4 protein-coding genes are annotated in these 14,984 nt (G+C 38.5%); all 4 read right to left on the reverse strand.

Features of this window, described 5'->3' with window-relative positions:
- Window positions 1-9: 9 nt before the first annotated feature.
- A complete protein-coding gene (locus NMM17_RS02270; RefSeq protein WP_254753751.1) occupies window positions 10-6,594 on the reverse strand; it encodes a ZmpA/ZmpB/ZmpC family metallo-endopeptidase in 6,585 nt (2,194 codons plus the stop codon).
- Window positions 6,595-6,837: 243 nt separating this feature from the next.
- Window positions 6,838-8,016 (reverse strand): hypothetical protein, encoded by a 1,179-nt coding sequence (locus NMM17_RS02275; protein WP_254753752.1) that lies wholly within the window; start codon window positions 8,014-8,016, stop codon window positions 6,838-6,840.
- A 17-nt stretch (window positions 8,017-8,033) separates the two neighbouring features.
- Complete coding sequence (addA, locus tag NMM17_RS02280; RefSeq protein ID WP_254753753.1) at window positions 8,034-11,684, reverse strand: helicase-exonuclease AddAB subunit AddA; 3,651 nt, start codon at window positions 11,682-11,684, stop codon at window positions 8,034-8,036.
- Window positions 11,681-14,956, reverse strand: coding sequence for an ATP-dependent nuclease subunit B (gene rexB / locus NMM17_RS02285; protein ID WP_254753798.1), 3,276 nt, complete (start codon window positions 14,954-14,956; stop codon window positions 11,681-11,683). The genes addA and rexB overlap by 4 nt, the downstream gene beginning before the upstream one ends.
- Window positions 14,957-14,984: the final 28 nt, after the last annotated feature.

Here is a 14,984-nt window from a genome sequence, read left to right on the forward strand (position 1 = left end):
TAGCAAACACTATTTTTTATTCTCAAAAATTGAACTTCTAAAATCATTAGTTTGATCTAAATATGCTTTAAAGATTGCTTGTTTAAGTTTATGAACTCTACTATATTCAGGATAAATATTTACACGTTCATCCTCTGCATCAGCATTAACAGCCTCAGTTATCATTTTACGAAGCATATCAATATTAGTTATTGTTACCTTACTATTTCTTGAGAAACTTACATTTGGATTATAGAAACTAATACTGATTAGATTATTAAATTTAGCTATTCGTTCATCATACATTGCTTTTTTAAATTCTACCCAAGATGAATAACGATTATTAAATACTTTCTCAAGCACTAACTTATCAGTTACATTACCGACTACTTTACCATATGACTTAATCACTTTACCTTTAGCTTTTGCTTCTTCTGCATATTGATTAGAAATATATGGTACCATTCCATCTTTAAATCCTTTTGCAGCTAATAATTCAAACGCCATACGACGTCCCATTAAATCACCCGGTGTTCCTTCATTATTACTTAAAGCTGCGTATATTGGTGAAAATAGTTTAATTGTATAATATCCATTTCGTTTAAAGGTATTATCGTTGTCATTTTCGTATCCTCTTCTAGTAATAACATCATTTTCAATTAGACTATCAAATGAATTTAACTTATTAAGCTCTTCAACTGTTAAGTAACGAACAACATTAGTTGCATAAACCTTACTTCCATCTGGATCTGTTTCAAATTTATTTTCTATTTTTCTCAATAACTCGTTTTTCTTATCAATCTCTAATTTAACAACTGCATTACCTTCTAGATATTCTAGCATATAAATTACATCAAACATATTATGCATATATTTTTGCAAATCTTCTGCATTATTAAATCGTTTTGTAGGATCTTTTACCTGAAGTCTAGTTGGATTTTCTGCTTCTTCATACTTCAATATAGAGTTAATCGTAATAGTAGGATCGTATGGATGATCAGGAGCTTGTAACAATCCTTTAGCATAAAACTCTGGTCCAAGTCCATTCCTTCTTCCATATCCTCCAAGATAAATTTCTCTATCTGAGTTATGCGTCATTTCGTGTGTATAAGTTACCGCACCATCTTTATCAAGCATACGATATGCCATATAGTAGAATGCATCCCCCGTAGCATATGCTCCATTAGAATTATGAACAACATTATTTCCTGCTGGACCGAAGAAGTGTTTTATTGCTGGATGATCAGTTTCAAAAGTTGCTTGGTATGTATCTTTATCTTCTTTTTCATCTGTACCAAATCTAAATGCATCATAGACTAGAACACTTCTATATAATTTTTCTTTATTTTTATCATCTAGTATTTTATACCAGTAATCATAGTGATCTCTGAATCTAGCAGCCGCTTCTCTAGCTTTTGCCTCAACATAGTCATTTAAATTATTTCCTGCTGGATGTTCTTTACTTCTATATCTATCATAAGCACCAAATCCTATAGTCGAAATGTTGGCTATAATAAACACCGATTTTTCAGGTAATGTTAATAGCGGCAAGACCATACTTGGGTATTTCCAAGATGGGCTAGTTAATCTATCATATACCCCTATAGATTGCGGAGTGCCTGCTTTTGATTGTTTATCACTTACCTCTTTAATCGTAGATTTTTCTTCTACTATATAGGCTTTAGTTTGTTCTTTAAACCACTCGTTATTGGTTTTATCTGGCACGAATGCTTGTCTATATTTTTCTAATGCATCAAATAAATTATTAGTTTTATAATTTTTCGCTAATAAAACATTATAAGTTATAACATTATTTTTCGCTAGTAAATTATTATATCCAGATTTACCTAGTTCGATAACATTATCTAACGCTGAACTATTTGATTTACCGAAGAAATCCAAGTGGTACATGATTAAATCTTTCGCTTTTGTATCACCATATTTAAAATTGTACCAACGCTCTAAGTATGTTAATCCTAGAAGTAAAGCTTCCTTATTATTTTTAATTTTTTCGATTACATAATTATCTATTGTCTTATTGTTATTTTCCACTATTGCAGCATCTGCAGTAAGTAGTTTTGTTAAACTGTCTCTCAAATCATGTTTAGTAGTATTGAATTGATCTTCTAAATATAACTCCGTTAAACTAACATCCTTAGAAACATCTAATACTTTTCTAATTGCGTCTGATTTGTATTCTACACTATTTAATGCTGGTAATACTTCATCTAAAATATTATTATAATTGCGAAGTAATGTATTCGGTGTATAAATTAAGTTTGTACCGCCTATTCTATACTCTGCTACATTTGAAAAATCATTTTGATATTCTATATTTTTTGTCTCTGATGTATTGTCCGCGTAATATAGTAATAGTTTATTTATACTTGATTTGTATTTGTTAATATCACTAATTACTTCATTATCTTTCATTGGAACAACTGATAATAATTCTTTATTATAAAGATTACTACTTGACTCTACTAAATTCCCGTACTTAACTATTGTTTCTCTATTATAGAACGGTAATAGTTTTTCTATATTTTTATATACTTTTTCTTTTGATGAATCAGCATTCTCAAGATTTCTATAGTCAGTTACATATCTAGAAGATAAATTAAAGTCTTCTGTTTTAATAGTATTCTTAGTCGCAAAAGCAGCTTTTTTCTCTCTAATATGTGCGTCTTCTAATACCTCTCCTCTTTGAACAACAGAATCCTTAGTTAAGATTTCATCATCTTCTGGTACTACGTTCACAACCTTATTATTTTTGTTGCTATAAACAGAAGTTGCTTTCATCCTAGTAAAGTCTTTACCAGTTATAGCATTACCGTTCGTAATATCAACATCACTTAGTACATTTAATAGTTTTCCAGATTTTTCTAAACCATCCACTGGATCCCAAAGGTCTCCAACTACACCACCTACATAAGCAAAAGGTTTAACATTATTTAGTTTCCCTTCAGCATAACTACTGCTTATCACAGCATTATCAATTACTGCACCAGCTATTCCGCCAATAGACTGATCACCTTGCGTTGCATTCGTCGCCATATCGATAGATGCAATCGACTTATCTATTAATGCTCCCGAACCTGAAAGTTTACCTACTAAACCTCCAATCTGATAACTAGCTACTGTTTTATATGTATTAGTTATTCTACCTGTATAGCTACTGTTAGAAATAGTAGAATTATTAACTTGTGATACTAATCCTCCTATTCCACGTTCACCAGCTATTGCTCCAGCAGCATGAACATTATCAATATGGGTATTGCTATTCGCTTCTTTTGCAAGTGTTGCAGTATCATCTTTTGCAGAAATATTAGCATCTTTTAGTGAAAGGTTTTCTACTGTAGCACCATTTAATCCCCCAAATAATGGTTTTTTCAAATTATAAATAGCGTAATACTTATTACTATTTTGACCTATTAGTGTACCGTGGAATTCATTTTTCACATAACTTTCTTGACCATCTGGAAGTTCGACTTCACGAGCATCCATAGTTGCTCCTAAACGGAATGTACCATTAGGATTGCTATTCATTGCATCTACTAAATTTTTAAATGATGTATAGACACCAGTTTCACTTTGCTGAGTTTTTGGTAAATAGTAAGTATAATTTTCTAATACATTATTATTTTCATGATGTATCAGATTATTTGCACTTGCTACTATTTTATAAACATCTCTATTATCTTTATTAGCATTAGTAATGCTTGTAACTGGTAGCATCACATCTTTAAAGTTCTCTGATTTAACTTTCATGAAGTAATTTTGTGGGTCATTTGGTGCAGAATCTAATGAAGTTACATGACGATACTTATCACCTTCTTTTGAATATAGTTCTACAGAAGATATATTTCTAAGCTCTAATTTCTTATTAACGTCTTCTTCTTTAACATCGTCTTTTTTCTCATCTTTATGACGTTCTAGTGCATCATATGTCGGAGTAATTTCTTTACCATTTATAATACTTCTAATCCAGTCTAATTGTGTTGGAGATAATATTAATCCTCCTGAACGGTTCTTAGCACCATTTTGGTGGACACCAATAACTTCACCATTAGCATTAAATATTCCTCCACCACTCATACCAGGTTTTCCACCTTGATATTGAACACCGTAGGTATTATTCGCATATTTTTGCTCCATTTCTACTGTAGCATCTTTTAAGTGCGTATATTCCCCACCTGGATATCCATGAACATTTAGTTTGTCATTAAGATTTACTTTAGTATAATTTTTAACTAATTCTACATGTTCTCTGCCAGTTGTTTCAGGTAGCTTAACCACTGCTAAATCATAGATAAATCCTTTTGGATAATCTTTTTGATTATAAAAATGAATATCCTTAGCAGTAAATCTTCCTTTTCGCCCATCGGGAGTTACCCATTCATATGTATTTTTGGTTTCATCCCCTATGAATTTACCTGTAGTATTATCAGAAGAATTATTAATGAAATTATGAGCTACTGTTAAAAGTACATTTGGTGCAATAAAAGTAGCTGATCCCACTCCAGTTCCCTTCGTCGAATCTGTAATAAAGGTCATATTAATTAACGCACTAGATTTTTTCTGAATACTCATTTCTTCTGGTGTATTAGTATTTTCATTATTTGGTTTAGTCTCTTCTGTACTTGGTTGTTCAATACTTCCAGAATACTCTCTAGTTGGCTCTACTTTCTCCGGCTCTACTAACGCTCCAGCTTGTATACCCGTATATTCTCTCGGAGCTTCCACTTTCTCAGGCTCTGCTATTGCTCCAGCCTGTACTCCTGTGTATTCAGGTAGCGGTGTTACCTGCTCTGGCTCGACTATTGCTCCAGACTGGGTGCTGGTATATTCTGGTTTTTCAGCTGTCTCAGGGGCTACAACAGCTCCCGATTGCTCACCTGTATATTCTGGTAAGGAAGCATGGGTCTCTGGTTCGACGATGGCACTAGACTGAGTCCCCTTGTACTCTGGTTGTGGAGTTACTTGTTCTGGTTCTACTATTGCTCCAGCTTGTATCCCTGTATATTCTCTTGGCGCTTCTACTTTTTCTGGTTCTACTAACGCTCCAGCTTGTACTCCTGTGTATTCTGGAAGTGGGGCTACCTGTTCAGATTCACCTTTATCACCTACTACCGCTTCTGGTAAAGCTGGTTGAATTGCAGGTTCGCCTTTTCCCGTGACTAAAGCTTCTGGTAACTCTGGCTGAATTGCTGGTTTGTCTTTATCGCTTACAACTGCTTCCGGTAAAGCTGGTTGAATTGCAGGTACGCCTTTGTCACTTACTACAGCTTCGGGTAACGCTGGCTGGACTGCAGGCTCACCTTTGTCGGTTACTACAGCTGCTGGTAGTTCAGGCTGAATTGCGGGTTCAACAATAGCTCCAGACTGTACTTCCTTATGTTCTGCATCAGTCTCAGGTTGTTCCTTTATAACTTGAGCTTTTTTAGTACCTTTTTCTACTATTCTTGAAACAGGCGCAGTCGTTGAAGTTGAAATAATTTCTCGCGAAACTTCTTCCTTGTTTACAGAGAATATTCTGACAATTTCAACTTTCTTACCTAATTTACCTTCTTGTTTTACTCTTACAGTTCCTTCAGCTAAATCAGAATTCTCTTGAACTTCTTCTTGAAAATCTATTTTTGTCTCTATAGTTTCGTCACGATATAAGAGTTCAGGTTTATTCAACTGACCTGATAGAACTTCATCCTGTGGATTTAATGTATTTACTCCAGTCTTTTCTTTTGGAGAAATCTTCTCCTCTTTCTTCGTCTCTAGATTCTTATGTTCGGCTAATTGTGCTTTAGAATCTGAAGATTTTTTCTCTTCTTTTCTTGGATTCGTTAATTCTGTAGAAAGAGGTTTTTCAACTACTTGAACTTCTGTCGGCTTAGTTGAAGAAACAGGTGTTTGTTCCTGAATAGCTTGTACTGTTGATGGATTCTCTACAAAATTCGGTGTAACACTATATTCCACCTTTTGTTGTTTTGTAGGAGTGGCTACGGATTTCTCTTGATTATTTACTTTAGACTCAGAAGTCGTTTTTCCCTCTTTGATATATCCAATATAAGTGTAACCTGAAATATCTTTAGGAAGAGGTAATTTTTCTCCAGAAGTCAATTCATAGTCCGTATTGTAATTTAGCAAAAGATTATTTTCTAAAGCATGAGCCGATACAAGAACACCATTTCCTATTCCTGCAACCAATACTAAATGTAATACCGTTTTATTCTTAACTTTTTTCTTGGAAACGGCAAAAATTAAAATCCCCAAAGCTGCTAAGCTAGCACCAGCAACCAGGGCTTGCATCTCATTCTTGCTTCCAGTATTTGGCAATTCCCCCAGTTGATTTTGGGAATTTAATTTATAAACAAGATAATAAGTCTCATCATCATTCTCCACGTATGTCGGAATATCATAGATAAGCTTATTCTGCTCATCTGATGATAGCTCTGACTCTGTCACATATTTATAGTGAACACCTTTAGTCTCTTGAGCATCCACAGATGAACTACCTAAAACAGACATAAAAAATAAACTTGAAATCGTCGCAGATACAAGTCCTACTGATAATTTTCTAAATGAAAAACGCTGCTGTTTTTCACCAAAATACTTTTCCATTATTCCTCCTTGAAATAAAATTTATATTTATCTTACGAAGGCCTTTAATATATTAGCGTATTATCTATAAAAAAGGCACCACACTTTAATTATACTCTTAATTTACCAAAAAGTCTTAAAATTGCGTTACGTTTTCATACTTTGTTTTATATATAAAATACGAAGGAGCAGGGTTTGCCATTTCCTATTTTCTCTTTTTGGATAAAATGTAACCTACCATGGAATTTCCACGGTAGGTGTTACTTATATCACTAATCGTTCTAAAAATGGTTTGAGGCAGTTGAGGAGAATTCCTTCTATCCAGCTTTCTTGTGCTGAGGATAGATGTTCTGACTGGAGACTTTCTTTTAGAAAATCTCGGACTTGTTCTGGTGCGATTTCAAACTCAAAAGCTTTCATTTTATAGAAAAAGTCGAGCAGATGATCTGACAGATATTCAGTTGAAAAGGGAACTTCTCCACTTTTTCGATATTCTAATAAGAGTCGAGCAAATCTGGCTTTTTCTTCAGGAAGCTCACGAAAATAGGAATTGAGGAGCCAGGTCTGCTTCTGTTTTCTTTCAATTGGATCCTGACTGGCAATTCGTTGGTCTTTTTCCAGCTCTTTTTGGTATTGTTTGGCCTTGACAGCCCGTTCTGTCCTATTTTTACCAAAAAGTATTTTCTCCCACTTACGTTCTTCTTGGGTTAGGGTTTCTGTAAAGCCAAAGTAATCTTGATAGGCACGTTCCGCTGGGCCCATGGCTAGAACTAGATTGTCTGCATATTGTTTGGCGATTTTATCCCTCTTCCTGCGCTCTTTCTCAGCCTGGATACGCAGTTCTTGCTCGTAGTCAATTTTCTCCTTGCCTAGCTTGACAAGATAGAGTTGGTCATCCGGTTTTCCAAGTAAAAAGGGCTTGATATACTTTTCTAGGACTTCTTCCATACGAGCCTTCTTCTTGGGTTCTGCCTTGGTCCAACTGCCTCCTTGAAAGACTTCTAGAAAGAGTTGGTAGTCTCTTTCAGGTGTGAACTGATTGCCACGATTGGGTTTAAAAACACCTTTTTCCCAGAGCCACTTTAGAAGACGCTCGTCAAAGTCACTTTTATTGACCTTGATTTTTTCCTTTTTCTTAGCTTTTCTGGTTAGATTTTCAACCTTTCTGAGCAGTTTTTTTTCCTCTTCCAGTTGCTGGTCAAGGGTCAATCGATGAAAATGACGAACACAGTCGCTACCAATCGGAAAGAGGCGTTGGCCTGTGACACCATTAAAGAGTTCATAAGCGTACTTGATGGCATTTCCACAGACACAATTACTGCGGCCGATACCGTTAAAAATCAAGGAAACTTCATTCCATTCCTTGGTAGCTTGTTCCCAAGTATCAGCTTTTGAAGCCTGTAAAACCGTATCGTGCAGGGATTTTCTAACTGGAAGTGTCATGAGGTCTCCTTTCTAGATTATACTTTTACAACTTGAACCTCTTCTTTACCTAGTAAAATCAAGTATTTTTCAATATTTTCAATCGAATAGGCTCGTGATAAAGCCTCTCCGTATAGGGCTAATTGACCACGATAGCGGTCTATGAGTTGACTTGGCTCATCATAGCGGTCTGTTTTGTAATCGAAAAGAACGATACGATCCTCATAAAGCAGATAGCCGTCCAAGATTCCACGGACAACGAAGTCTTCCTGACTCTTGTGGTCTCTTTTGAGCATGGAGAAGGGTTGCTCGCGGTAGAGATGTTCTGTATTGGCAAGAATTTCTTGACCGAGTGATGTGCCAAAGAAGGCAAGGATTTTAGCAAGATTGATCTTGTCTTTAACAGCTGGGCTGGTTTGAACTTGTTGGAGAGTTTCTGTCAGGCTAGCAAGGGTTGGTCGCTGACTGAGGTTAATTCTCTGCATGAGTTCGTGGGTAGCACTACCAATTTCAGCTCCTGTTATCTTTTCTTTGGTTGAAAAATCTGGTAAATCAAAACTGATTTTCTTGTCTACTGACTGACCTTGACCAGCAATCTCAACACCTTCCATATCCATAACTGGTTCGTAGAATTTTTTAATTTGACTTGGGGTTTGAACACTTGGCAATTCAATAGCTGCGCGGTGAAGAGTATTATATACTTCCACTTCTTTCAGCATTTCAAGAGCTTCCTTAATGATTTCTGACTGGCGATTGTCTGCTTGGGAGCTATCTTGGAGAGGACTCTTGTTTTCCAACTCTCCGATAGCTTCTGTAGTCAGCTGATCTTCACCAACAAAACGATAGCTAAAGTTGAGATGATCCTTGGCAAATACTTTACTGATAGCCCAAATCCAATCTTGGAAATTCTTGGCTTGCAGTCTAGTGTTGCTATTTAGTTTTCCATTTTTAGCTGCTGGGTATTCCTTGGCTTCCAGCTTTTCACGAGAACCCTTACCGACAAGATAAAGCTTTTTCTCAGCTCGCGTCATGGCAACATACAGCAGACGCATTTGTTCTGAATAACTTGCCAGCTGTAATTCCTCTTCATTCTGCATATAGGTCAGGCTAGGAATAGAGAGCTTGATGGTTTTAGGATAGTGATCTTCCACTGCTCCTGTCTCCATTTTAGCAATATATTTGACACCAAGACCATTCTGACGACTGAGAATGACTTCTGACATAGAGTCTTGCTTGTTGAAATCTTGATCCATATTGAGGATAAAGACGTAAGGAAACTCTAGTCCTTTACTCTTGTGGATAGTCATGAGCTCTACTGCATCTTTTGGCGGTGCGACAGCCACGCTTGCAAGATCGTGCTTTGCTTCTAAAACTTGGTTAATCATACCAATAAAACGAGACAAGCCCTTGAAATTGCTCTTTTCAAATTGATCAGCACGCAATGCTAGGGCATAGAGATTGGCCTGTCTAGCAGGTCCATTTGGTAAAGCTCCAACATAGTCATAATAAAAACGGTCGTTGTAAATCTTCCAAATCAAGTCATAGAGGGAGTGGGTTTTGGCATACAAGCGCCAAGAGGCTAAGATATCCATGAATTGCTTTAGTTTCTCAGCTAGAGCTGAGTGAATCAAGCCTTTTTGCCTGCTTACCTGTTTTTGAGCATTTACTAGTTTCTCATAGAGATTTTCTTGGATTTTATCCTCTGCTTTCTGAAGAGATAAACGTGCTAACTCGTCCTCATCCAAGCCAAACATAGGAGACTTCATAAGGGCAACCAAGGCATAGTCTTGAAGAGGATTGTGAATGACACGAAGGGTGTCTAGCATGACTTGCACTTCTAGGGATTGAAGATAATTGTTTTGCTCTCCGTCAGTTTTGACAGGAATTCCGTACTCAGACAGGGCGAGAAGAATCTGGTCATTACGACTGCGACTGGAGGTCAGAAGGGCGATTTCTTTAAAGGAAACACCTTGTTCCTTATAGAGTTTAAGGATTTCCTTGATAACCAGGCGCATTTCGCCTGTTAGTTTCGTTTCTGCCTGCCCCTCTTCTTCCTCACTTGTGTCGTCCTTATCGTAGATGAGAAATTCTGCCTTGTTGTCTGGATTAGGAGTCAGTTTGGTATTGGCAAAAACAAGCTGGTGCATGTTATCATAGTTGATTTCGCCGACCTCTTGGTCCATAAGGCGTTCAAAAACATCATTGGTTGCTGATAGCACTTCTGAACTACTACGGAAATTTTCTTTGAGGAGAATGAGCTTGCCCTCTTTTGGATTTTGCGCATAGCGTTGGAACTTTTCATTGAAAATCTGCGGATCTGCCTGACGGAAACGATAGATAGACTGCTTGATATCTCCCACCATAAAGCGATTGTGTCCATTAGAAAGTAATTCCAGCATCCGTTCTTGAATATGGTTGGTATCCTGATACTCATCGACCATGACTTCATGGAAGCGCTCCTGATAATCCTGACGAACTTGTGGGAAATTCTCTAAAATCTCAATGGTGTAATGGCTAATATCAGCGAATTCAAAGGCATTTTCCTGACGTTTGCGCTGACGATAAGCTTCTACAAAATCACTCATGAAGGCTTGGAAGGTTTTAGCTAGTTCCCATGTATCTCCATGATAACGTTCTTGATAGTCGAGAATGGTTATCTGGTCTGACAGTTGTCCTAGTTTAGCAAACTGAGTCTTTCTCTCTTCGTTGTAGGCATCGACCAGCGGCTTCAAATCAGCCTTACGACTGGCATTGGTCAGAGCTCGACCATTTTTCTCTTTCGAAATTGCGACAACACGCGCAAGTACTGCCTGATAAGCCTGACTATCGGACTCCTGATTTAGGGAGCCAATTTCATCCAGAATCAACTGAACATTTTCTAAATAGGCTGCCTTTGGAAACTCCTTGGCATCATTATCCAGATGATAACGAAAAAAGCTTTCCAAATCCCAAAGGGCTTGTTTGATTTGCTCAGTCAATCTTTCTTTTTCACTGGTAAAATCAGCTTTCTCAAAGCCTTTGAGGAAAGATTCACTCAGCCATTTCTGAGGATTGCTGGTGGATTGGAGGAAGTCATAGATTTTATAGACTTGCTGGCATAGCCCCCGTTCATCTTTTCCACGTCCAGCAAAGTTTTTCAGCAAATGACTAAAGGTTTCTTTCTGTTTACCTTGGTAATGGGCTTCAAAGACCTCATGAAAGACTTCGTTTTTTATAAGAAGTTGCTCGCTTTGGTTTTGTAAAATCCTGAAATTAGGCGCAATATCAATCAGATAGCCATGTTTGCCAAGGAATTTTTGTGTGAAAGAGTCCATGGTTCCGATGGCTGCGTTGGGTAGGTCTGCCAACTGGCGGCCCAAGTGTTGTTTGAGGTCAATGTCATCGCTTTCTTGGATTTGTTGGCTGATTTTTTTCTCCAAACGTTCTTTAAGTTCAGTCGCAGCCTTGACGGTAAAGGTTGAGATAAAGAGTTGAGAAATTTCGACACCACGCGCCAATTGGTCCAGAATACGCTCGGCCATGACAAAAGTCTTCCCAGAGCCAGCCGATGCTGAGACCAGGATATTCTGGCCAGAAGTGTAGATAGCTTCAATTTGCTCGGCAGTTTTCTTTTGTTCCTTGCTCGAATGCGCTTCTGCTTCTTGAAGTTTTTGAATTTCCTCCTCAGTTAAAAAGGGAATGGGCTTCATCGATTCAACTCCTCTCTTATTTTTTCAAACCAAGCTTGCTTGAGTTTTTCTCCGACCAGACGCTTGCCATCAGTTAAGTCCAACTTTTCTAGGAAACGGGCTTGGCCCAAGTGGTAATTGGCTTCAAATCCGGTGATGGCTTGATGTTGCTGAACATACGGTGCAATACTTCTGCCATTTTCAGTATAAGGATTAATGGCGAACTGACCTGCTAAAATTTTCTCAGCTGCTTTCTTGTAAAGTTGGGCATTGTAGTCCAGCAGGAGCTGGAATTCCTCATCTGTCAGCTGATTAGCCTTGTTTTTATTGTAAAATTCACCCAAATGACTGCTTTCTTTTTCTAAAAAGAGGCCTTGGTATTTCATTGACTTGCTAGCTTCTACTACTGCACCTGCCAGACTTTTAACGGCCATCAGAGATTGGACAGGCTCAGCCATTTCCAAGTACATGGCACCGAAAAAGTTCTGCTCCCCTTCTCTTTTTAGGGCAGCTAGATAGGTTGGCAACTGGGAATTGAGCCCATTAAAGAAATGAGGAAACTGGAACTGAGTTAGACTAGACTTGTAGTCTACTACTCCTATCGCCCCATCAGCTTTCAATCGGTCAATGCGGTCAACCTTACCTCGTACAAAGACACTGCGCCCATTATCCAATTGAATAAAGGCTTGCTCTTTCCCACCGAAATTTGCTTCTTCTTTGATGGTTTCGATGGCTGGATTATGGCGGAGAATGTGACCAGTCGTCCGTGCAACATCAAGCAAAACTTCTTTGGTAAACTGGGCTTCCAAACTTTCTTGATAAATGGCTTCAAATTCGCGTTCTTGACTGGTTTCTTGGATAGCTTGTTCTAAACGTTTGTCAAAGGAATCTTCGTCAGGCAACTGCAAGGCGCGTTCAAAAATGCGGTGTAAGAAATTCCCATGACTGCGGGCATCAGGACGTAGACGTAATTCCTCTTGCAAGCCTAAAACGTAGCGGAGGAAATAACTGTATTGGTTTCGGTAAAACTCCGTCAAACCAGACGTAGACAGGTAAAATTCCTTGTCAGCTGGATAGAGAGCCTGTAAGGTATCCTTGGTCAACTGCTTACTGCTTGGACTGATTGGGAGGGCTGGATTTTCCAGACCTTGCTGTTCTAGTTTTTTACCCATCACACGCGCAAGAACCTTGACAAAGGTCAAATCTTGCTCAGTATCACTCGTCTCGCCCTGCTGGTGATAGGCAACCAGACTGGACAAAAGACTGTGATAGGACCCCATATCTTCCTTAGACAGCCCTTTGTGATTCATCCTCTTCTCTTTCCGCCTAAATCCAAAATTGACCAACTCTTGAAGATAGGCAGATTCCTTGCTTTCACTTTCGTTAAAAAGGCTTGGAGCCGACAAGACCAACTGCTTACGAGCAGAATTGACCAAGGAAAGCATAGTATAGCGATTTTTCTTGAGATTTTCACTGCTGGCAATCAGCAATTGTGCCCCATCTTCTGTCGCTTGGTTTAGTCTCTGTCTTTCTTCGTCTGTCAAAAGACTGGTATTTTGGGCAATTTTTGGTAAATTGTCCTGTGTTAGCCCAATGGCGTAGACAAAGTCAGCCGTTAAGGGTGCAATCAAATCGTAACTCTGCACCAGGACAGTGTCCACTGTTGCTGGAATGGTGCGATACTGAGATAGGCTCATTCCAGAATGGAGCAAGGCTAGAAAGTCCTCTAGATTAACTTGCGAACCAGCAAAAACAGTCGCAAATTGTTCTAAAACATGACAGAAGGCTTTCCAAACTTCAGTCTGTCTTTCCTGATCAAGAGCTTCCATAGTGGCTGTCAAATCTTGGAGCTGCTTGGTCACAGCTCCTTCTTTTAGAAAAGAGTTCCACTTTTGCAAGAGATTTTCAGCCTTTTGTTTTCGGCTAGCAAAAAGAGTCTCAAGAGGGGTTAAAATACGCAGACGAAGAGCATTTAAACGTTCCAAATTAAATTTTCCATGGTGGAATTTGGTGAAGGCTTGCTGAAAGGCTGGCAAGCCATTGATACCAAGATAGCGGATATATTGCTCAAAAGCATCAATATCAGCCTGACTAAGGTCGGTATACAAACCTGTTCTAAGAAGGTTTATCAAATCCTCCTGACGGAAACGGTAGCGTTTTAAAGCCAAAATAGACTCGACAAACTGTGTCAAAGGGTGGTGGGCCATGGATTCGTTTTTGCCTAGATAGAAAGGAATCTGATACTGGTCAAAAATAGTTTTTAGAGATAATTGATAAGAAACTACATCCCCCAATAGAATACGAAAATTCTTGTAGCTCAGGTCTGAGTTCTCATGCAATTTCTGACGGATGCTACGGGCTACTAGCTCCAACTCCTCCTTTTGCGTCAAACAAGACCAGATTTGTAAGTTTTCACGGTCTTTCTCATCAACATCCAAAGCGAGTTCTGAAAAGTCATAAGAAGACTCCAGTAAACGAGAGGCCTTGCCAAAACTATCCATCTGCTCATGAGTTTGAGAACAATCCAGAGCAGACGTTTGGTATTTAGAGGCTAGATGATGGAGAAACTCCACACTGGCTTGGTATAGATTGCCCTCGCTAAAAGGACTGGTATAGGCTTTCTTACTAGCATAAGCACCAATGACAATCTCAACACCCTTGCCATGAAGTAGGTCCACAATTCGCTCTTCCTCAGCAGAAAAACGGGTAAATCCATCAATAACCAAGGCAATTTGAGTAAAATCACTACTTACCTTGTCATTCTCAATAGCCTCAATCAAATGCGACAACTGACTTCCCTGAGCTAACTTCCCTTGATTGAGATAGGCCGTTACTTTCTCAAAAATCAAGAGCAAGTCTGCTCGCTTGTCCTCATCCGTCAAACTTTCCAAGTCTAAAAAACTCATCTGAGCAGTCGTCATCTCGTGATACAGCTCAATCAACTGCTGGATAAACTGAGGATCTTGCTTAATCGCACCATAAACACGTAAGTCCTTAGGATCGAGTTCCGCAAGGCACTTATAAAAGGCCATCCCAAGACCAATGTCATCTAGACTGGTCTTGGCAGGCAAGTCATTCAAGATCAGGTAACGAGCCATCTGCGCAAAGCGCGTGACGGTAATCGCAAAAGAAGCCTGCTGGGACAAGCATTCCAGCACGGCGCGTTCCTTTTCAAATGAAAGAGAGTTGGGGGCGATGTAGAAGACTCGCTTGCCAGCAGCAACTAGCTCCTCCGACTCTCTAGTTAGAATTTCTGTCAAAGAAGTCCGAATATCAGTATAAAGTAATTTCATCTCTGCCTCGTTAGAATTTTTCATTACC

Source organism: Streptococcus sp. CF7_Ac1-12, assembly GCF_024295905.1.
Lineage (GTDB): Bacteria > Bacillota > Bacilli > Lactobacillales > Streptococcaceae > Streptococcus > Streptococcus mitis_AP.

Coding starts and splice junctions, on each gene's coding strand:
- NMM17_RS02270 (WP_254753751.1), bottom strand. CDS start 6,594: ATGGAAAAGTATTTTGGTGAAAAACAGCAGCGTTTTTCATTTAGAAAA.
- NMM17_RS02275 (WP_254753752.1), bottom strand. CDS start 8,016: ATGACACTTCCAGTTAGAAAATCCCTGCACGATACGGTTTTACAGGCT.
- addA (WP_254753753.1), bottom strand. CDS start 11,684: ATGAAGCCCATTCCCTTTTTAACTGAGGAGGAAATTCAAAAACTTCAA.
- rexB (WP_254753798.1), bottom strand. CDS start 14,956: ATGAAATTACTTTATACTGATATTCGGACTTCTTTGACAGAAATTCTA.